We start from the raw sequence: 20152 nt of genomic DNA, 5'->3' as shown, positions 1-20152 counted from the left end.
GCACCCCTCCACCCCGACGCTACGCGTCGCGGTCCCCCTCGCCCGGCAAGCTGGGGGAGGATCTGGGCTATTTCTTCTTGCCGTCCAGCTCGAGCAGCTCCTCGCGCACATGGATCGCCTCGAGCGACATGCGCACCTCGAACAGGAAATAGATCAGGCCGGCCATCAGCAGCAGCATCGAGACGATGAATGCGCTCGCCACCCAGATGCCGACATGCAGGTTGCTGAGCCGCGCGACGAACATCATTGCGACGACGAAGCAGATGGCGAGGGCGCTGGCCGTGCACAGGAAGATTGCGTTGTTGATCACCGAGATGCGGCGATCGATGATGCGCAGCTCCCACACATGGCGATCATGCTCGGGCCCGGTGGAGCGCGGGTGGAGCTGCTCGATGTTGCGCGCGCGATCGACGATGCGCGCGAGCCGGCCGACCATCACGTTCAGGAACGCCCCGATGCCCGCCAGGAGGAACACCGGCGCGATCGCCGCCTGAATCGTTTCAGAAACCGTGGAGAGATAGGGGCCTTCCATGCGTCATGCGTTATGACCGGGGAACCGAACGGAGTGAAGCCCATGATGCAGTTCGAAACCGACATGGAAGCCGGGGTGATCGAGTTCACCGTCGACGGCGAAGTCACCCGCGCCGAATATGACGCCGCCGCCGGCGAAATGGAGGCGGTGATCGCCCGCCACGGCAAGCTGTCGGCGGTCGCGGTGATCCGCAGCTTCGCCGGCATGGAGCTGGCGGCATGGTGGAAGGACATCAGCTGGGGCGTGGGGCACCTCACCAAGATCGGCCGCGTCGCGGTGGTGACCGATATCGGCTGGATCGTCGCCGCCAGCCGCGCCACCGGATGGATGGCGCCGGGCGAGCAGAAGATCTTCACCCCCGAGGAGCTCGACGCTGCCCGCGCCTGGGCCCGCGGAGCGTGACCGCCCGCGTCATCACGGCTTGGTAACGGGTGCCGGGCTAGAAGCATGGCCATGTCGAAGCCGATGCTGCTCGAGGAATTCACGCGCCTGCCGCCGGCGCTCACCGTCGATTGCGTCGACGGGCTGGCCGGCGCGATCGATGCCGTGGCGGCGGGCGCCCGCCCGTCGCACCGGTTCCTGCGCTATGGCTGGTTCGCCGCCGCGCTCCGCACCTATGGCGGCCAGGCCCGCACGCTCACCGTGGCGCGCGAGGGCGAGCCGGTGGCCGCGCTGCCGATCGTCTCGACCGGCCCGGCCTGGGCGAAGCTGGCCGCGATTCCCGGCTGCTACTGGCCCTTCCGCACCTTCCCCGTCCGCGAGGATGCCGGGGTCGAGGCGATCGAGGCGCTGCTGCCCCGGCTCGCCCGCGCGGCGCGCGCCCTGCGCGTCGGCCCGGTCTATGACGGCGATCCCGGGCTGGAGCTGCTGAAGGAGGCGGCCCGCAACCGGGGCTGGGCGGTGCTCGACCGGTTCGTGGCGGACAGCTTCCTGCTCGACATCGCCGCCGAGCGCGCCGAAGGCACCTGGCCGCGCAACTCGACGCTCAAGAAGAACCGCTTCCACGAGAAGCATCTGGGCAGCCATGGCGCGCTCGACTGGAGCTTCGTCCACGGCGGCGGCTGGAACGACGCGGCGTTCGCGGCGCTTGCCGACATCGAGGAGAAGAGCTGGATCGCGGCGCGGACCGACGGCTCCGACGCCAAGTTCACCGCGCGCGGCCATGGCGGCTTCTGGCGCGCCGCCGCCGAGGATCCCGTGATCGCCCGGATGATGTGGACGGCGCTGCTCCGCGTCGACGGCGCCCCCGCCGCCTTCTCGTTCGATCTCAATGCCGGCCCGCTCAAATATGCGATCGCGAACAGCTATGATCCGCGCTTCGCCAAGCATTCGCCCGGCAAGCTGCTCTATTATCGCAATCTCGTCCGCGCGATCGAGGACGGCATCGCCGCCGTCGACTGGGGCGCCGGCGACAGCGGCTACAAGCAGGTGATCGGCGCCGCGAAGGGCCCGGCGATCCGCGACTGGCTGTTCGTGCGGCCGGGGCTCGACGCGCTGGCGGGCAAGCTGCTGCGCGGCGCCTGGAAGCGCACCGGCCGCGCCGAGAGCGGCTCAGCGCCCGCGGAAGCGAACCGCGTCCTCGATGCTGAGGAAGGCGACCGCGGCGATGAAGAAGGCAAAGGCACCGGCAACCAGACAGAGATACATGGGGCGCTTCCCGGTTCGTGAGGTAAGGCGCCGCCCGCCTGCCCCCTGGGACAATCCGTCGCTTTGACCTTCGTCAAACCGGCCCCGATATGCGGCGCATGATTGCCGCCCATATCTGCTCCGACTGCGCGGTGCGCGACCGGGCGCTCTGCGCCAGCCTCGACGATGCCGAGCTCGGCGCGCTCAACACGATCGGCCAGCGCCGCCGGCTCACGCGCGGGCAGACTCTGGTCTGGGCCGGCGAGGAAAGCCTGGTCTGCGCCAATCTCCTCTCGGGCGTGCTCAAGCTGAGCGCCGTCACGCCCGATGGCCGCGAGCAGGTGGTGGGGCTGCTCTATCCGGCCGATTTCGTCGGCCGCCCCTGGACCGCGCTGGCCGACTTCACCGTCACCGCGCTCGGCGACGTCGAGCTCTGCGTCTTCCCCCGCAAGCCGTTCGAGCGCGTGCTCGAAGACCATGTTCGCATGGAGCGGCTGCTGCTCCAGCGCACGCTGGCGGCGCTCGACGAGGCGCGGGGGCGGATGCTCACCCTCGCCCGGCTCTCCGCGCGCGAGAAGCTGGCCGGCTTCCTGCTCGACCTGGCCGACCGCGCGCAGGGCTGCCGCGCCACTGCCTCCGGGCCGGAGACCTTCGACCTGCCCCTCACCCGCGGCGAGATGGCGGAGGTGCTGGGGCTGACGATCGAGACGGTGAGCCGCCAGCTGAGCAGGCTCAAGGCCGAAGGCGCGATCAACCTGATGGGCGCGCGCGGCATCACCATCCGCGACCGGGCGATGCTGGAGGCGGCGTAACAGCCGTCACCCCGGCGAAAGGATTGGGGCTAGCCCGCCACCTTCCGCAGCGCTTCCACGAACCGATCCACCTCTTCCATGGTCGTCGCCAGCGCCGGCGTCACTCGCACGCAGCTTCCGCTCGCCAGGCCGTCGCGATGCACGGCGAAGATGCCGTGCGCGTCGAGCAGACGCCTGGCCAGCGCGACATTGGCTTCGTGCGACGTCTGCCCCTTGAGCCGGAACGCGGTGATCGCGCCATAGCTGCCGGGATCGTCGGGCGTGAGCACCTCCACATTCGCCAGTTCGCGTGCGGGGCGGACCCAGCGATCGCGCAGCGCCCGGAGCCGGGCCTGCTTGGCGGCGGCGCCGATGCCGTCATGGAAGTCGAGCGCGGCAGGCACCGCGAGCTGCGCCGCATAGTCCAGCGTGCCGGTATGGACGCGGGACCGGATGTCCGCCGGATTGGCGCCGGCTTCGGCGGGGTCGACATCGATGTCCGCCAGCCGGCCGCCCCGGATCACGATCGCGCCGACGCCGAGCGGCGCGCCGATCCATTTGTGCAGGTTGATGCCGATGAAATCGGCCGCGAGCTCGGGCAGCCTATAGTCGATCTGGCCGACGCCGTGCGCCGCATCGACGATCGCGTCGATGCCGCGGAGCCGGGCCATCGCCGCGATCTCGGCGACCGGCAGCACCAGCCCGGTGCGGTGGCTGACATGGGTGAGCAGCACCATGCGGAGATTGGGGTGCGCGGCAAAGGCCCTTGCATAGGCATCGAGCACCGCCTGGCGCGTGGCGGGCAGCGGCAGGGCGATCTTGAGCACCTCCGCGCCGCGCCGGCCCTTCAGGCTCTCCATACAGGCCTGCATCGCGTCATAGTCGAGATCGGCATGGAGCACCGCGTCGCCCGGGCGCAGGCGATTATAGCCCAGGATCAGCGCGCGCATCGCTTCGGTGGCGTTGCGGGTGAAGGCAAGCTCCGCGGTTCCCACGCCCATGACGCCGGCCACCCGGGCGCGGATCGCCTCGATCTCGCCGGGCATCTCGCGCCGGGCATAGAAGCTGGTATCGCGGTTCACGCGATCGACATGGGCGCGATAGGCGGCAAGCACCGGCCGCGCCATCATTCCCCAGTTGCCGTGCTCGAGCTGCACCACCTTGCGCGTGACGTCATACTGCGCGGCGATGCCGGCCCAGCGCGCGTCATCCGCCGCAAGGGCCGGAACGACGGGCATCGCGGCCGCGGCGGCCAGCAAGGTCCTGCGGTCCATCATTCCCCTCCTCCCGATCCGGAGCCGCGCGGATAGCAGAGGGGCCGGGGCCGCACCATGCGGCAGCGCGCAGCTTATCGGCGAATATAGCGGAAGTACCAGACCTCATGGCCCTGGCGCCGCGCCTTGCGCTCGTAGCGCGTCTCGGGCCAGTCCGCCGGGCGGGTTAGGAAATCCTGCGCGGTCTTCGCCTGCCAGGCGAAGTCGCGGCGCTGGTCCATGATCATCATCGACCAGCGGCAATAGGTGGGATCGTCGGTGCCCAGGCGGAACTCGCAGCCGGGCTTGAGCTTCGCCGCGATGATGTCGAGCGGGCCATGGTTCATCATCCGGCGCTTGGCGTGGCGCGCCTTGGGCCAGGGATCGGGATGCAGCAGGTAGAGCCGGTCGAGGCTGGCGTCGGGCAGCCGCTCGAGCACTTCGAGCGCGTCGCCCATGTGCAGGCGGACATTCCCCAGATCGCCGTCGCGGATATGGCCGAGCGCCCCGACCACGCCGTTGAGGAAAGGCTCGCAGCCGATAAAGCCGTGATCGGGACGCATCGCGGCCTGGCCGGCGAGATGCTCGCCCGCGCCGAAGCCGATCTCGAACTCGAGCGGACGGTCGTCGCCGAAGAGGATGGCCGAATCGAGCGGGCCCGATTCAGGCAGGCTCACCTGTGGGAGCAACTCCTCGACAAGGGCGGACTGGCCCTGGCGGAGCTTGTGGCCCTGGCGGCGGCCATAGAGACGGCGGATGGAAACGGGATCGGACACGGGCCGCCTGTTAGCGTCCCGGACGCGGAGGACAAGCGTTAGAGCGCCTGGGCGAACGCAGCCGGCACCGCCGGGCGCAGCACGGCGATGCGCTGGTGCGCGGCGAGGCGGCGATGCTGAGGCACTATCGCGCGCGGCTCGCGGCGGGCGATGTGCGCACGCGGCAGCGGGCGGCTGCGTGCCGGCGCGATCCAGTCGCCCTGCATGTGGCGGATGCCCATGGTGCACAGCAGGGCCAGATCCTCGCGCCGCGCGACGCCGTTGGCGATCAGGATGACGTCCATGTTGCGCGCGAGCCGCACCACGCCCTCGACGATCACCCGGCGCGAGCTGCTGTCGGCGATGGTGCGGACCAGGCCGGCATCGAGCTTGACGAAGCGCGGCGTGAAGCGGCCGAGCAGGCGGACGGCGAGCGGGCCGACCGCGAAACTGTCGAACGCGATGGCGATGCCGCGATCGACGCAGGCCTGGGCCAGCGCCGCGACGCGGGCCAGCTCGCCGCGCTCATCGGCATCGATCTCGACGACGATGCGATCCAGCGGCACGCGATGCTCGATCGCGGCGCGGAAGAGATGGGCGAGCAGCGCGTCCGGCGCACCATCGGCGGCGCCGACGGGAACCGCGAGCAGCGCCTCGCCGTCGAGCAGCCCGGCATCGGCCGCACCGGCGATCGCGGCACCGATCCGCGCCATTTCGAGCCGCAGCCGTGCGGCAGGGACGAGCGCCGCGGCGGCCTGGGCAAAGTCGCAACCATGGACGGTGACGATCGCGGCCCAGGCGAAGGGCTGGCCCGAGGCGGCGGCGATCATCGGCTGGAAGGCAATGGCGAGACCGGACTGAGGAGCGGCTGGAGCAGGTTCGGTTTGCATGATGCTTCCTTTCTGCCCTTCGTTAAAAATGGTTAACGCCGTTCACTCCATTCCGTGCGTCGCCGAAGGGGGATTTTCCCCATGGGGATTCTACCATGGACGGAACGCGGCGGATTTTGCTTGCCCCACGCGAATCCGCGAGTCGCGCCGATGCATGAGAGTCGCTATCGCAACGACTTGGGCGCAATTTACCACCAAAACGGTTGTTTCTCTCGTCACCGGTGCTGGATCGCGCGCGAAATGCGCGAATCAGGCGGCGTTGCGCAGCGCCGGTTGCGGCAGGCTGCCCGTCGCCGGCGCGCCGACATGGGCGCCCTGGACCAGCGGCACGCCGAAGCTGCGGATCCGCTCATAGACCGGCTCGCTGTCCACGCCCGCCGCGACGATGCGCAGGCCCAGGCTCTGCATACGGCGGACAAGGTCCTCGATGGCGATACGGCGCGACCAGCTGGAGGCGATGGTGCTGACCAGCTCGGGCTCGATCGTCACCGCATGGGGCGCGAACTTGCCGCAATAGGCGAGCCCCGATTCATTGGGGCCGACACCGTGAAAGGCGACGACCGGGCCCAGCTTGTTGAAGACGTGCATGATGTCGGCGAGCTCGGAGCTGGTGATCGCCTGATAATGATGGAGCGTGAACACCAGCCGCTCCGCGACGATGCCATATTGGCGCGCGGTGAGCAGCGCCGGCTGGATATGCTCCGCCGGGTCGCCGATCGCCGGCGCGCTCAGCGGAATGGCGAGCCGCCCGCCCGAGCTGGCGAAGCCCGCGGTCGCGGCCCAGCGCACCGCCGCGACCGCGCAGCGGCGATCGACGTCGCGGCGCTGCTCGGCCGAGAGCTGGTCGAAATCCCCGGCGGCGGGCAGGCCGTCGCGCAGCGCCTGGGCCTCATAGGCGTGGATGCGCCCGCCAGCGATCTCGGCGATGGGCTGGAAGGCGATCGCGAGCCCGGTGCCGGCGCCACTGGGCGCTCCGCCTTCCGGAACCATCATCGAATTCTCCGACTCCACCGACTCGCTCCTTTCCATTCCTTCCTGATGAAGAATTACGGTTGCTCAGTGCTTTATAGGATGGCCCGGGAAAATACGGAACGAAGCGGCCCAACGAAAAGCCCCGCGCCGGCGATGCGGCGCGGGGCTGTCGGTTTCGGCGGGCCGAAGCGGGGGGAGGATCAGGCGGCGAGCGCGGCCTTCAGATCCTCGACCAGGTCGGTCTTCTCCCAGGGGAAGAAATCGCCCTCGGGCTTGCGGCCGAAATGGCCATAGGCCGCGGTCTTGCTGTAGATCGGCTTGTTGAGCTGCAGATGGGTGCGGATGCCGCGCGGCGTGAGGCCGCCCAGCTTCTCGATGCCCGCGATCGCCGCCTCGATCCTGTCGTCCGAGACCGTGCCGGTGCCGTGCGTGTCGACATAGAGCGACAGCGGCTTGGACACGCCGATCGCATAGGCCAGCTGGATCGTCACGCGCTTGGCGAGGCCGGCGGCGACGATGTTCTTCGCGAGGTAGCGCGTGATATAGGCTGCCGAGCGATCGACCTTGGTCGGGTCCTTGCCCGAAAAGGCGCCGCCGCCGTGCGGCGAAGCACCGCCATAGGTGTCGACGATGATCTTGCGGCCGGTGAGGCCGGCATCGCCGTCCGGGCCACCGATCTCGAACGAGCCGGTCGGGTTGATGTGATATTCGGTCTCGCCCGAGAGCAGCTCGGCCGGGAGCAGGTCGGCGACGACCTTCTTCACATAGGCCTTGAGCTCGGCTTCCTTGTCGCCCTCATCATAGCCCTTGCCATGCTGGGTCGAGACGACGATCGCGGTCGCCGCGACCGGCTTGCCGTTCTCGAAGCGCAGCGTGACCTGGCTCTTGGCGTCCGGCTCGAGGAACGGCGCCGCGCCCGAATGGCGATCGGCGGCCATGCGCTCGAGGATCTTGTGGCTGTAGTCGAGCGTCGCCGGCATCAGGTCCGGCGTCTCGTCGCAGGCGAAGCCGAACATGATGCCCTGGTCGCCGGCGCCCTCGTCCTTGTTGCCCGAGGCGTCCACGCCCTGCGCGATGTGCGCCGATTGCGGGTGCAGGTTGTTCTCGAAGCGGAGCGTCTCCCAGTGGAAGCCCTCCTGCGCATAGCCGATGCGCTTCACGGTATCGCGGACGGTCTGCTCGACCTCTTCCTGCACGCCCGGGGCCCAGTTGCCCTCGGTGTCCATGATGCCCTTGCCGCGGATCTCGCCGGCAAGGACGACCAGCTGGGTGGTGGTCAGCGTCTCGCAGGCGATGCGGGCTTCGGGGTCCTTCGACAGGAACAGATCGACGATGGCGTCGGAAATCTGGTCCGCGACCTTGTCGGGATGGCCTTCGGAAACCGATTCGGACGTGAAGAGATAGTTGGAACGCATGGAAATTCCTCTTGTGGGGAGGAAAGCCGGGCCGTTGCCATGCCCATATAAAGCTTTCCTTATATCACGCCCCTAGCGGGCGAAGCGCCGAAACGCAATCGCGAACACCATCAGGGCCAGCGCGGCGAGCAGCGCCAGCCAATTGCCGAGCCGCGCGAAGAGCGTAGGCGGCAGGGGCGCGGGGAGCGGCACTTCCACCGCGCCTTCCTGCCCCGCGGCTACCGTGCCGAGCAGGCGGCCATGGGCATCGATCACCGCGGAAACGCCGGTCGGCGTGGCGCGCAGGATCGGCAGCCCCTCCTCGATCGCCCGCAGCCGCGCCTGGGCGAGATGCTGCACCGGGCCCCAGCTGCCGAACCAGGCGTCGTTCGACGGGTTGAACAGGAAGTCGGGGCGATTGCGCTGGTCGATGATCTGGCCGGAGAAGATGATCTCGTAGCAGACCGCGACGCCGGCCCGGCCGAAGCCGTCGACGGCGAGCGTGCGCGGACCGGGCCCCGGGATGAAGTCGATCTCGCCCATCACCAGCCGGGCGAGGCCGAGCGGCGCGAGCAGCGTGCGCATCGGCAGATATTCGCCATAGGGAACCAGGTGCGCCTTGTCGTAGCGCCCGCCCAGCATGCCGGCGGGATCCACCGTCCACACCGAATTGCCCGCGCCGGTCAGCCGGTCCCCGTCGAAGAAGAGCGCATTGCCCCCCACCATCGCGCGGTCCCGCGGGCCGAGCAGCCCGCCGATCCGCCCGCGCACCCAGCGCGGATCGCCCTGCTGGTAGAAGCGCGGCGGATAGCCGTCCTCGACATAATAGTTGACCATGCCCTCGGGCCACACGACCAGCCGCGGCACGCTGCCGGGCTGGCCGCTCCATTCGGCCAGCTTGGCGAGGACGCGGGGGGCATAGTCCGGCCGGTCGACGCCCTCCTGGCCGATATTGGGCTGGACGACGCGAACATGCGGGCGCGCCGGGTCCTCGGCGGGGCGGCCGGGATGGAGCGCGAACCCGGCGACGAGCAGCAGCGCGACGGTGGCCAGCGGCACGCGATACTGGTGCTGGGTGGCGAGATAGAGCGCGCCCGCGGCGATCAGGGTGATGCCCGACAGCGCATAGGTGCCGGTGAAGGCGGCGAGCTGCGCGATCGGCGTCGTCACCCAGATCGCCGCCATCGGGTTCCACGGATAGCCGGTGAACAGCGTGCCGCGCAGATATTCGGTGACGATCCAGGCCGAGGCGGCGGCCAGGACGAAGGCAAGGTCCGGCTCGTTCCAGCGTGCCTTCACGATGCGGGCGAAGCGCCAGGCCAGGCCCATCGCCACCGCCGGATAGACCGCAAGATAGAGCGCCAGCAGCAGCACGGCGAAATAGCCGAGCACCGGCGGCATCTTGTCCTGGAAATCGAAGGCGTGCTGGATCCAGTTGTTGCCCAGGGTGAAATGGCCGACGCCGAACACCCAACCGCGCAGCAGCGCCGCCCTGGCGCTCGGCGCGTGCCAGGTCAGGTGCAGCAGCACCGCGAGGCAGGCCAGCATGACCGGCCACCAGTCGAGCGGGGCGAATCCAGTGGCGGAGAGGAAGCCGGCGACCAGCGCGGCGAGCAGGGGGCGGGACAGCATCGCGAGGTGCTTAACCGATCCATCCCCTTTTCGTCATCCCCGCGAAGGTGGGGACGTCGGCTGGAACCATGGAACGGACCGGGTGGCCAATCCCCGGCGACCACATTAAATGGCGCGCCATGACCGAGATCACCGTCGCCGCCCTGCAGCTCGCCTTCTCCAACGACATCGACGCGAACATCGCGAAGGTCTCCGCCCATGTGCGCGAGGCGGCCGCACGGGGCGCGCAGGTGGTGCTGCCCCCCGAACTGTTCGAGGGCGAGTATTTCTGCCGGATCGAGGACGAGGGCCTGTTCGCCAATGCCAAGCCGACCGCCGAGCACAAGGCGGTGCTGGCGATGCAGGCGCTGGCAGCCGAGCTGCGGATCCACATCCCGACCAGCTTCTTCGAGGCGGACGGGCCGCACCATTACAACAGCCTCGCGATGATCGGCCCGGACGGCCGGATCGCCGGCGTCTATCGCAAGAGCCACATTCCGGACGGCCCCGGCTATGAGGAGAAATTCTATTTCCGCCCCGGCAACACCGGGTTCAAGGTGTGGAACGGCCCGGACAAGGCCATATTCGGCGTGGGCGTGTGCTGGGACCAATGGTATCCGGAAACCGCCCGCGCGATGATGCTGATGGGCGCGGACATCCTCTTCTATCCCACCGCGATCGGCAGCGAGCCGCATGACGAGAGCCTCGATACCGCACGGCTGTGGCGCCGGGCGATGGTGGGGCATGCGGTGTCGAACGTCGTTCCCGTGGTCGCCGCCAACCGCGTCGGCACCGAGCACGGTCAGACTTTCTACGGCACCAGCTTCATCACCAATGAGCGCGGCGACATCCTGGCCGAGCTGGACCGCGAGGAGGAAGGCGTGATCACCGCGACGCTCGACCTGGCGCTGGCCAGGCGCCACCGCGCCGCCTTCGGCTTCTTCCGCGATCGCCGGCCGGACCTCTACGGGCGGCTGACGCAGGACATCTGAGCCCGGACGGCGGCGCGTGGCCCGGACGGGCCGTGTTGGTCGCCGGATCTCGGCCTGGTCGGGATCGGCATTCAGCCCTCTCCCCTCCGTCATGCTGAACTTGTTTCAGCATCCAATTCTCCACCAGCGATATCGCCGGTGGCACGTTGGACCCTGAAACAAGTTCAGGGGGACGCAGGAGGTTGGCTCGAAATGTTCTGGCCCGCCAAGCCACGCCCTTGGCCTGAATGTCGATTCGCCCTAGCCCAGCGCGAATTCCAGCGCGGCGAGCGCGTGCAGCCGCGTCGTGTCGAACAGCGGCACTTCGCTGTCCGCGTCGCCGACGAGCAGCCCGATCTCGGTGCAGCCGAGGATCACGCCTTGCGCCCCGGCCGCCGCCAGCTCGGCGATCACGGTGCGATAGCGTGCGCGCGATTCCTCGCGGATCACGCCGCCGACCAGCTCCTCATAGATGATCCGGTGCACCGCGGCGCGCGCCTCCGCCCCGGGCAGCAGCACCTCCAGCCCGAAGCGCTGTTCCAGCCGCTCGCGATAGAAGGGCTGCTCCATGGTGAAGGCGGTGCCGAGCAGGCCGATGCGCGTGATCCCCGCAGCGCGGATCGCCGCGCCGGTGGGATCGGCGATGTGGAGCATCGGAATGCCGATCGCCGCCGCGATCCGGTCCGCCACCAGATGCATGGTGTTGGTGCACAGCACCAGGCAATCGGCGCCCGCCGCCTCGATCGCCCGGGCTTCCCCTGCCAGCCGCTCGGCCAGCGCATCCCAGGCACCGGCATGCTGGAGCCGCTCGATCTCCCCGAAATCGACCGACAGCATCACGCTGCGCGCGGAATGCGGATGCCCCAGCCGCGCGCGCGCCTCGCGATTGAGCAGCGCATAATATTGGGCCGAGCTCTCCCAGCTCATGCCCCCGAGCAGGCCGATCGTCTTCATCATCGTCAAAATCCCCCGGGCCGCGCCAGCGCCACGGCCCGCGCCACCACCGCCTCGAGCATCGCGGGCGTGAGCCGGCCGGTATTCTGGTTGTAGCGCGAGCAGTGATAGCTATCGACCAGCCACTGGCCGCGATGCAGGCGATGCTCGGCGCCGTGCGCGAAACGCACCTTGGGCAGCTTGCCGCCCATCGCCTTGACCGCAGACTGGTGCGCGACCTGCCCGAGCGCGAGCACCACCGGCGCCCGGAGCTCCGCCGCCAGGAACGGCCGGCAGGCATGGATCTCGGCAGGCTCGGGCTTGTTCCCCGGCGGCAGGCAGCGCACTGCGTTGAGGATCACCACGCCCCTGGGCTCCCCCTTCTCGGCCAGGCCGAACTTCTCGAGCGTCGCGAACAGCAGTTCGCCCGAGGCATCGCCGGTGAAGGCGCGGCCGGTGCGGTTGGCGCCATGCTTGCCGGGCGCGAGGCCGACGATCGCGATCGGCGCATCGGGATCGCCCAGCGCCGGCACGGGCGCGTTCCACCAGTCGGGATGTTCGCCGCGCAATTGTTCGCGCAGCGTGACGAGGCGCGGGCAGAGCGGGCAATCGCGGCTTGGCTGGAGCATTTCCGCGCGATAGGCCGCCCGGCATGGCGAGGACAAGCTATGCCATCGCGATCGGATCCAACCGGTGGGGCCGCCATGGCAGCCCGGCACGCGAAGTCGCGGCGGCGATCGCGGCGCTGGGTGGCGTCACCGCCACCTCCCCGATCCTCCACACCCCGCCGCTCGGCCCCTCGAAACGCCGCTTCGCCAATGCCGTCGCGCTGATCGAGACCGACGAGGCGCCCCCCGCCCTGCTCCGGCGGCTGAAGGCGATCGAGCGCGATTTCGGCCGGCGGCGCGGACGGACCTGGGGCGCGCGGGTGATCGATCTCGACATCGTGCTGTGGTCGGGCGGCAGCTGGGGCGAGCCGGCGCTCGTCGTGCCGCACCGCCTGTTCCGCGACCGCGCATTCGTGCTCGCGCCGCTCGCGCGGGTCGCGGCGGGCTGGCGCGATCCGGTGACCGGGCTTAGCGTGCGCCAGCTGGCGGCGCGATTGCGGAGGAAATGATGATCTGGGCATTGCTCGCACTGGCCGATCCCGATCCCGGCCTGGTCGCCTTTGCCGATGCGTTCGACCGGGCGCAGCTGCGCCAGGACCGCGCCGCAATGGAGGCGATGATCGCGGACGACCTGGTCTATATCGACGGCTCGGGAAGGCGGCAGGGCAAGCAGGCGTTCATCGACGGCTGGATGACGCCGGGCGACCGCTATGATCCGCTGGTGCTGACCGATCGGGTGATCCTGTCGCTCGGGCCCGATGCGGGCGTGGCCAATGCGGAGACGGTGCTCGGCGGCGTCTCGGGCGGGCGGCGCTTCTCCAGCCATTTCCGCTTCGCGGACACGTTCCGCAGGACGAACGGCCGCTGGCAGGTCGCGCATGTCCAGGTGACGCGGATCGAAGCCCGGCGTTGACCCGCCCGGCCGGGCCGCCTAGGGGCGACGCTGGTGTGGGTCCGTAGCTCAGTCGGTAGAGCAAGCGACTTTTAATCGAGAGGTCCCGGGTTCGAATCCCGGCGGACCCACCACCATCCCGCCTGGCGGCTTCCCGGCCGGCGCCCTTGCGAAGCGCGGGGTCTTTCGGGCAGTTTCCCCGAGCCATCAGGAACGACGCCGCGCCCGGCGCGCCGCGGTCCCGGCCACTGGCCCCGTCGTCCGTCCTAGCTGATCGCTTGATTGCCGAAGCCCCGAAGCGCCGGCCAGGGCCGTGGCCACGCACCGCCCCAGCCGCTCCCGCTACTTCCCCCGGGCGACACAGGCTCCCCCATCGGGGCCGGTCGCGCCGGTGCAGGTCCGAACCGCGATCATCGGCTCCTTCAATTCGATCAGGCGATTGCGGCCGTCCGCCCCGCGCGCCAGCACGAACCCGTCATAGAGTTTCCCGGATGCCGTATAGGTCCGGAACTGGAGGCGATCGCCGGCAACATCGACGATCTGATAGAGTTCCGTCGCCTCCGCGACCTTGTCGGGCTGGGTACCGGCGCGGTCGTTCAGCGCGTACATCTTCGCGCCCGTCACCGAAACCAGATAGACCGGCCCCTGGATCGCGCCCTTCCCGCGCGCCGATGCCGATGCTTCGCGCCCCGCCTCCGAAGTCAGGCGGCTGTAGCAATGGTCATGCCCCTGGAGCACGAGATCCACCTTGCGCTGGTCGAACACAGGTTTCCACGCCGCCTTGATCTCCGCGATGTCGTTCGGACGGGCACAGGTGAAGACGGGCTGGTGGAACAGGACCACATTCCATTTCGCCTTGCTCGCGGCGAGCGTCGCGTCGAGCCAGCGCGTCTGGGCGTCCATGGTGCCGAGGTCCATCGCGGACGTGCCGTCGAGCACGATGAAGCGGACCCCCTGGTAATCGACATGATAGGTGGTCGCCTTCGCCGATTCCGCGCCGTTCGCCGGCAGCGCGAACTGCAGCGGCCAATAGGGTCCGAGCGTCCGGCTCTCCGTGCCGTTCGGCAGCCGGATATCGACATATTCGTGGTTGCCGGTCGCCGGAACCTGCGGGACGATCGCATAATTATATCCCGCCGCCTGGTTCCATTCGCCCCATTCGTCGTCATGGTCGAGATCGTCGCGTTGCGCCGCGAGATCGCCGGCGTGCAGGACAAGCGCGATGCCGCCATTGGCATGGAATGCCTGCCGGATCACACGGCTCGCATAAGTGAGGATGCCGTTCTGGATATCGCCGAGATAGAGGAAACGGAAGGGCTTCGCCTCGGCGGCGGCAGTGCGGAACTGCAGCCATTCGCTCCAGCCCGCGCTGCCCTTCAGGCGATAGGCATAGACGGTGTCCGGCCTGAGCCCCGCAAATCGAACCTGATGGTACAGGGCCGGGCCGTTGGCGCTCCCCTGCTCGCGCGGCGCCGCGGCACCGATCACCTTGACGGCGCGCTCGGACAGCGTCGGGCCGTCGACCGAGACGGCGATCTCCGCCTCGCTGGTGCGCTGGGCGAGATCGGTGCGGAAGGTGACGGCCATCTCCTGCGTGGGATCCGCCCCCGGCGTCAGGACGATGCGATCGGGCAGGTTGCGCGCGGCATAGGGCGTGCCGGCGGACCGGGGAAGCGCGGCCTGCGCGCGCGCCTCGGGCGTTGGTGCGGCCGCGAGCAGCAGGACGGAGAGGACGAGCGAGGCACTCGGAACGCGCATGGCATACTTTCTTGCATCTGAATGGCGGCGGGCGGCCGCAGGCAATTCCGGGCTCGATCCTGCCGAGCCCGGAAACGACGCGCCTAGAGCTTGATGCGGACGCCGCCGAAGATCGAATAGCCGAACTTCTCATATTCATAGACGCGCTCACGCACGCCATAATAGCGCACGCCCGGCGAATTGGTCAGGTTCTTGGCTTCCACGAACACGGTGGCCTGCTTCACGACCTGATAGCTGGCCGTCGCATCGAGTTGGCCGCGCCCTTCCCAATAAAGGTCGAGCCGCGGGTCGTTGGCGTCCACCGCGTTCAGATAGTCGCTGCGCTTGGTATAGGAGAGGCGCGCGTTGAACGGCCCCTTCTCGTAGAACAGCGCGGCGTTCCAGCTCGACTTGGACTGGCCCGGCAACGGCATCACCCGGCGGCCGGCAAACGTCTGGGACAGCCTGATCTCCGCGTCCGTCCAGGTGTAGTTGGCGAACACGCCGAAGCCGCTGAGCAGGCCGGGCAGGAAGGTGAATTGCTGCTGCCAGTTCACCTCGATCCCGACCAGATGCCCGTCGGGCGCGTTTTCCGGACGCACATAGATGATGTTGCCGGCGGTGCGGCTCAGCGTGTAGCGATAGTCCGTCAGGTCCTTGTAGAAGGCGTTGACCGAGATCAGGCCGACCGGCCGGATATAATATTCCAGACCCGCATCCACATTGTTGGAAAGCGTCGGCCGCAGATTGGGATTGCCCTCCGTGATGCGCGTCATGCTGCTGTCGGTCTCGTCGAGCTGACGCGGCACCAGGTCGACGAAGTTCGGCCGGTTGATCCCGCGGCTGAGCGCGAAGCGGCCGATCAGCTCCGGCGTGAACGCCTGCCGCACCGTCAGGTTCGGGAACCATTTGCCATAGTCCGTATCGACATTCGCCTTGCCGACCGTTCCGTTGAGCGCGACCGTGGGAGCGGAGCCCTGGAAGTCGGTCCTTTCGTAGCGGACGCCGGCGATCACCGTGGTGTGGCCGAATTCCGCCTTGGCCATGCCGAACATGCCGAGGATCTTCTCGCTCGCGCGATAATCGGCCGTGATCGATTGCGGGATGCGGCGTTCCGACGAACCCTTGGTCGCGTCGAAATAGGCGTCCGCCTTGCCCGGATCGATCTTGTAGCCGAGATCATAGTTGAAGTTCGCCGAGCGCTCGTCGTTCAGGAAGCTCGTCAGCGAGCCGCTCGGAGCGGCGGACGCGCGCCGGTCGCGGAAGCGCTCCTCATCCGAAACGACGTCGCGGTCGCGATAGCGGCCGCCGAAGCTGAACAGCACCTGCTGGCCGCCAAGATCGACCGGCAGCTCGACCTTGGTCGAGAAGCCCCATTCCTTGTTGAGCGTGTTGTTCGAGCGATAGGCGTTCTCGCGGAACGCGTAGCGATCGGACTGGAGATGCTCGTTCGTCGTGAACAGCGAATAGCTGGGATTGTCCGGATTGGCGAAATCATAGCTGAGCGTCGGGCGCAGCGACGAACGGAACAGCAGCTCGTCGCGACGCGGATAGGTCTGCTTCGATTCCGAATAGGTCGCGGAATATTCGATCCGGCCGCGGCCGATCAGATTCTCGCCGCCCACCGTGCCCGTGTAGATCTGGTTGCGCTGAACGCGGTGGCGGATCTGCTTCTCGATGCGCGTGTTGGAGAAGGTGGCGCGGGTATCCGTGGATCCCGCGGCCATCGTGCCTTCGCTCCACAGGATGCTCAGGCGGTTGCGATATTCATCGTCGGTGAACTGGGAGAAGGAGCCGCGGGCATAGAGCCGGTTGCCCGGCGAAGGGCGCCATTCGAGCGCGCCGTTGAGCGAAAGGCGCTCGCGCTTCGTGTCATAGTCCTTGAACAGGGTTTCGACGAGGCGGACCTGTCCCGCCGCGTTGACCGCCCAGCCATTCTCGACATTGTCGAGCTGGCGATCCGTCTTGGAATAGCTGCCCGCGAGAAGGACGCCGAACTGTCGGTCGGCGCCGAAGCGGTTGCTCACCGAAAGCGAGGCGCGCCTGTCGCTCGTGCCGCCATAGTCATTGTAGCTGGCGCCGGCCGACGCGCTGAGGCGGAAGCCCTTGCTGTCAAAGGCCGAGCGGGTGGAAATGTTCACCGAGCCCGCGATCGCGTCGGCATCCTGGCTGGGCAGCAGGCTCTTGGTCACCTCGAGGTTCGCGACGATATCGGAAGGGATGGTGTCGAGGTCGATCGCCCGGGTCGTCGGGCTGGCCGCGGCAACCGTCGCGCCATCGACGGCAACGGTGCTGAACTCCATCGGCGCGCCGCGGATGTTGATGTAGCGGCCCTCGCCCTGATCGCGCTCGATGCCGATGCCGGAAACGCGCTGCAGCGCCTCCGCGATGTTCGGATCGGGGAAGCGGCCGATGGCGTCGGCCGAGACGATGCTGACGGTATTGTCGGCCTGTCGCTGCTGGTTGAGCGCCCGCGCGGTGTTGTCGACGATCGAGGCGCCCGTCACGACGATATCGCTGGCAGCGTCGCGGGGCACGGTGATGTCGACGATCGTGCGGCGATCCGCCAGGGCCACCGAAGTGCTCGCGTTCGGACGGCCGAGATACTCGACACGAACCGTCACCTCGCCCTGCGCCGGCACCGGCATCACGAACTCGCCCTGGAGATCGGTGGTGGTTTCGCTGCCCAGTTCCGGCACCACGACACGCGCGCCCGGCAGGGGCGAGCCGTTCTCGTCATGCACGCGACCGGACAGGATGCCCGCATTCGCCTGCGCCCGGCCGGGTGCCGCGGCATCCTGGGCCAGCGCGGACGGGACGATGCCGGCACAAGCGATCGTCATGGCGGATGCGGCGAGCGCGAAGGAACTGCGGCGACGACGAATGGCGTTCATGATGACCCCCGAAATTCTGGTGAACGGAATAACGGGGAGCGGACCGCCGTTATCGGGCCGGCGGCTAGGAATGGCGTGTGACGGACCGGTTACAATAGCGCGCCGGGCATCCAACCTTGGGGCAATTTTATCTTCGTGGCCGATGGGCGCCGCGCGGGACCGGCCGGGCGAAAGGCCGTCCGAAAACTGTAATGTTGTGGCGGCAGAGCCGATGGATGCGCTTGCTTCTGATCGAAGACGATATCGCCATCGCGGACTATATCGGCGCCTGCCTGTCCGGTGCCGGGCACGAGGTGCGCCATGTGCCGGAGGGGCAGGCCGGGCTGGTGGAGGCCAAGAACGGGCATTTCGACCTGCTGATCGTCGATCGCGTCCTGCCCGATGGCGACGGGGTGTTCATTGTCGACGGCTTGCGGAAATCGGGCTTCACCAATCCGGTGCTGATGCTGACGGCGCTCGGCTCCATCGAGGATCGGGTGGAAGGGCTCCGGCATGGCGCGGACGACTATCTGGTGAAGCCGTTCGCGCAGGCGGAGCTGCTGGCCCGCATCGATGCGCTGTTCCGCCGGTCGAAGGGCGCGTTTCAGGACGTCTATGAACATGCATCGATCACGATCAACCGCCGGCGCCGCGAAGCGTGGCGCGCCGGCCAGCGGATCCTGCTGCAGCCGCGCGAATTCGAGCTGCTGGAGCAGCTCGTCCTGCATGAAGGGAGATATGTCTCCAAGGCGATGATGCTGGAGAATGTATGGAATTTCCATTTCCATCCGGACACCAACATCGTCGAAACCCATATGAGCCGGCTGCGCCAGAAGCTCAACACCGGCTTCGCGACGGACGCGATCCAGACGGCGCGCCGCGTCGGCTACAGGCTGCGGGATGATTGCTAGGCGCGTGCGCGGAACCCGGCTGATCACGCTGCTCTTCGTCGTCGGGCTGATCGTGTCCGCGGCGCTGCTGGGGGGCATCGCCTATGTCGTCGGGCATGACGCGATCCGGGGCCAGATCGATGCGCGGATCGAGGCCGAAATGGGCAGCCTGCGCCATCTTCTGAGACAGGGCGGCAACCCGGCCCTGCTCGAGGCGCTCGACAAGATCGACGAGCGCGGCGGCGGCTTCGACTATGTCCTGGTGAACGCCGAAGGCCGTCGCCTGTCGGGCGAACGCCGCTATCCCCTGCTTGCCCCCGGCTGGCAGGATACCGTGTTTCACGACGATGCCGGCGCCGGAATTCCCGTCCGCGCGCTCACTGCCCATCTGGGCGACGGGCTGCGCCTGACGGTTGCCGCGGACACGGCGCCCGCGACCGCGTTGCTGCGCACGACGATCCTCCTCTTCGCGCTGGCGTCGCTGGTGCTGATCGCCCTGGCGATCGGGTGCGGCCTGCTGTTCGAGCGGGCGATCCGCCGCCGGCTCGATCGGATGAACCAGACGGCGGTTGCGATCATCGCCGGCCATCTCCATTCCCGCATCACGCCCAGCGGATATGGCGACGAATTCGATCGGCTGGCCGATACGTTCAACTCGATGTTCGGCCGTATCGAGGCATTGATCGGCAACCTCCGCCAGGTCTCGAGCGACGTCGCGCATGAGCTCCGCACTCCGATCACGCATCTGCAGAACCGGCTGGAACGGGCGCTCGAGGAGATACCGGAGGGCACGCCGGGGCTGGAAACCGTCGACGCCGCGATCGAGGACAGCGAACGCATCCTGTCGCTGTTCTCGGCGCTGCTGCGGATCTCGGAAGTCGAATCCGGCACGGTGCGCCGGTATTTCAGGACTTTCGACCTCAGCGAACAGTCCGCGATGGTCGTCGAAAGCTATTCCGCGGTGGCGGAAGACAAGGGCTGTCAGCTGCTGTCGGATATCGAGCCGGGGATTCTCGTCGAGGGAGACCTGGAGCTTCTCTCGCAGGCGATGATCAACCTGATCGAGAATGCCGTCAACCACAACGGACCGGGCACGACGGTGACTCTCGCGGTCGCGCGGCGCGCGGATCGGGTGTCGCTGTCGGTAAGCGACGATGGCCGGGGCATTCCCGAGGCCGATTTTCCGCTGGCGCTGCGCCGTTTCGGGCGCCTGGGGGCGAGGCGGAATTCCACGCGCCACGGGCTTGGCCTGCCGCTCGTCCAGGCGATCGCCCGCCTGCATCAGGGCGAGCTCGAGCTCGGGGATGCAGGGCCGGGATTGCGCGCGACGATAAGAATCCGGGGCGCGGGACCGGCCTAGGTTGAGGACTTATATTCTTCCTTCGTCACCCCGGCCTTGAGCCGGGGTCCCGCTATCTCGCCAG

19 protein-coding genes and 1 tRNA gene are annotated in these 20152 nt (G+C 68.3%); 9 read left to right on the top strand and 11 right to left on the bottom strand.

The window, feature by feature from the left end:
* Window positions 1-67: 67 nt before the first annotated feature.
* Window positions 68-532: a DUF2721 domain-containing protein gene (locus ACIQCS_RS10605; protein ID WP_086130582.1), complete on the bottom strand. Its 465-nt coding sequence runs from the start codon at window positions 530-532 to the stop codon at window positions 68-70.
* Window positions 533-574: 42 nt separating this feature from the next.
* On the opposite strand from ACIQCS_RS10605, the gene ACIQCS_RS10600 reads away from it, so the two are divergent.
* From ACIQCS_RS10600 to ACIQCS_RS10590, 3 genes are all read left to right on the top strand, one after another.
* Entirely contained in the window at window positions 575-934 is a 360-nt protein-coding gene (locus tag ACIQCS_RS10600) for an STAS/SEC14 domain-containing protein (protein ID WP_345849982.1), read from the top strand.
* 51 nt (window positions 935-985) lie between these two features.
* On the top strand, window positions 986-2200 hold the full coding sequence (locus ACIQCS_RS10595; protein WP_345849981.1) for a GNAT family N-acetyltransferase: 1215 nt from the start codon (window positions 986-988) through the stop codon (window positions 2198-2200).
* Between the two features lie 77 nt (window positions 2201-2277).
* Window positions 2278-2970, top strand: a complete 693-nt coding sequence (locus ACIQCS_RS10590; RefSeq protein WP_345849980.1) for a Crp/Fnr family transcriptional regulator — start codon at window positions 2278-2280, stop codon at window positions 2968-2970.
* 29 nt (window positions 2971-2999) lie between these two features.
* Here the strand turns inward: ACIQCS_RS10590 and ACIQCS_RS10585 are convergent, their stop codons facing one another.
* From ACIQCS_RS10585 to lnt, 6 genes are all read right to left on the bottom strand, one after another.
* Complete coding sequence (locus ACIQCS_RS10585) at window positions 3000-4223, bottom strand: aminotransferase class V-fold PLP-dependent enzyme (RefSeq protein ID WP_345849979.1); 1224 nt, start codon at window positions 4221-4223, stop codon at window positions 3000-3002.
* Between the two features lie 74 nt (window positions 4224-4297).
* Window positions 4298-4978 carry a tRNA (guanine(46)-N(7))-methyltransferase TrmB gene (locus ACIQCS_RS10580; RefSeq protein ID WP_345849978.1) on the bottom strand — a complete coding sequence of 227 codons (681 nt, stop codon included), beginning with the start codon at window positions 4976-4978 and terminating at the stop codon, window positions 4298-4300.
* Window positions 4979-5016: 38 nt separating this feature from the next.
* Window positions 5017-5847, bottom strand: coding sequence for an EAL domain-containing protein (locus ACIQCS_RS10575; RefSeq protein WP_345849977.1), 831 nt, complete (start codon window positions 5845-5847; stop codon window positions 5017-5019).
* A gap of 249 nt (window positions 5848-6096) precedes the next feature.
* Complete coding sequence (locus ACIQCS_RS10570; protein WP_401530780.1) at window positions 6097-6840, bottom strand: EAL domain-containing protein; 744 nt, start codon at window positions 6838-6840, stop codon at window positions 6097-6099.
* A gap of 179 nt (window positions 6841-7019) precedes the next feature.
* Entirely contained in the window at window positions 7020-8234 is a 1215-nt protein-coding gene (gene metK / locus ACIQCS_RS10565) for a methionine adenosyltransferase (RefSeq protein ID WP_345849975.1), read from the bottom strand.
* Between the two features lie 72 nt (window positions 8235-8306).
* Window positions 8307-9845 (bottom strand): apolipoprotein N-acyltransferase, encoded by a 1539-nt coding sequence (gene lnt, locus ACIQCS_RS10560; RefSeq protein ID WP_345849974.1) that lies wholly within the window; start codon window positions 9843-9845, stop codon window positions 8307-8309.
* Between the two features lie 119 nt (window positions 9846-9964).
* Here lnt and aguB point away from each other — a divergent pair, with 119 nt between their 5' ends.
* Window positions 9965-10816: an N-carbamoylputrescine amidase gene (gene aguB, locus ACIQCS_RS10555; RefSeq protein WP_345849973.1), complete on the top strand. Its 852-nt coding sequence runs from the start codon at window positions 9965-9967 to the stop codon at window positions 10814-10816.
* A 240-nt stretch (window positions 10817-11056) separates the two neighbouring features.
* On the opposite strand, the gene ACIQCS_RS10550 is transcribed toward aguB, so the two are convergent.
* Together ACIQCS_RS10550 and ACIQCS_RS10545 are read right to left on the bottom strand one after the other, a co-directional pair.
* On the bottom strand, window positions 11057-11752 hold the full coding sequence (locus tag ACIQCS_RS10550; protein ID WP_345849972.1) for an aspartate/glutamate racemase family protein: 696 nt from the start codon (window positions 11750-11752) through the stop codon (window positions 11057-11059).
* Between the two features lie 2 nt (window positions 11753-11754).
* The gene (locus ACIQCS_RS10545; RefSeq protein ID WP_345849971.1) at window positions 11755-12357 is read right to left on the bottom strand and encodes a uracil-DNA glycosylase; all 603 of its coding nucleotides are present in this window, start codon (window positions 12355-12357) and stop codon (window positions 11755-11757) included.
* A gap of 23 nt (window positions 12358-12380) precedes the next feature.
* On the opposite strand from ACIQCS_RS10545, the gene folK reads away from it, so the two are divergent.
* The 3 genes from folK to ACIQCS_RS10530 all read left to right on the top strand — a co-directional run bounded on the left by folK (window position 12381) and on the right by ACIQCS_RS10530 (window position 13362).
* Window positions 12381-12845 (top strand): 2-amino-4-hydroxy-6-hydroxymethyldihydropteridine diphosphokinase, encoded by a 465-nt coding sequence (gene folK / locus ACIQCS_RS10540; RefSeq protein WP_345849970.1) that lies wholly within the window; start codon window positions 12381-12383, stop codon window positions 12843-12845.
* Complete coding sequence (locus tag ACIQCS_RS10535; RefSeq protein WP_345849969.1) at window positions 12845-13249, top strand: nuclear transport factor 2 family protein; 405 nt, start codon at window positions 12845-12847, stop codon at window positions 13247-13249. Before folK ends, ACIQCS_RS10535 begins: the two co-directional genes overlap by 1 nt.
* 37 nt (window positions 13250-13286) lie before the next feature.
* A tRNA-Lys gene (locus ACIQCS_RS10530) sits at window positions 13287-13362 on the top strand.
* Window positions 13363-13570: 208 nt separating this feature from the next.
* Here ACIQCS_RS10530 and ACIQCS_RS10525 read toward each other — a convergent pair.
* Both ACIQCS_RS10525 and ACIQCS_RS10520 read right to left on the bottom strand, forming a co-directional pair.
* Entirely contained in the window at window positions 13571-14986 is a 1416-nt protein-coding gene (locus ACIQCS_RS10525) for a metallophosphoesterase family protein (RefSeq protein ID WP_345849968.1), read from the bottom strand.
* A gap of 83 nt (window positions 14987-15069) precedes the next feature.
* Complete coding sequence (locus ACIQCS_RS10520; protein ID WP_345849967.1) at window positions 15070-17859, bottom strand: TonB-dependent receptor; 2790 nt, start codon at window positions 17857-17859, stop codon at window positions 15070-15072.
* A 215-nt stretch (window positions 17860-18074) separates the two neighbouring features.
* Between ACIQCS_RS10520 and ACIQCS_RS10515 the strand changes: the two genes are divergently transcribed.
* Both ACIQCS_RS10515 and ACIQCS_RS10510 read left to right on the top strand, forming a co-directional pair.
* Entirely contained in the window at window positions 18075-18749 is a 675-nt protein-coding gene (locus ACIQCS_RS10515; RefSeq protein WP_345849966.1) for a response regulator transcription factor, read from the top strand.
* Window positions 18739-20088: an ATP-binding protein gene (locus ACIQCS_RS10510; protein WP_345849965.1), complete on the top strand. Its 1350-nt coding sequence runs from the start codon at window positions 18739-18741 to the stop codon at window positions 20086-20088. The genes ACIQCS_RS10515 and ACIQCS_RS10510 overlap by 11 nt, the downstream gene beginning before the upstream one ends.
* The last annotated feature ends 64 nt before the right edge of the window (window positions 20089-20152 follow it).

Origin of the sequence: Sphingomonas sp. NPDC092440, assembly GCF_044754985.1 — a bacterium.
Lineage (GTDB): Bacteria > Pseudomonadota > Alphaproteobacteria > Sphingomonadales > Sphingomonadaceae > Sphingomonas.
The sequence above is the reverse complement of the archived record's forward strand: the minus strand, read 5'-3'. Positions and strand labels throughout refer to the sequence as shown.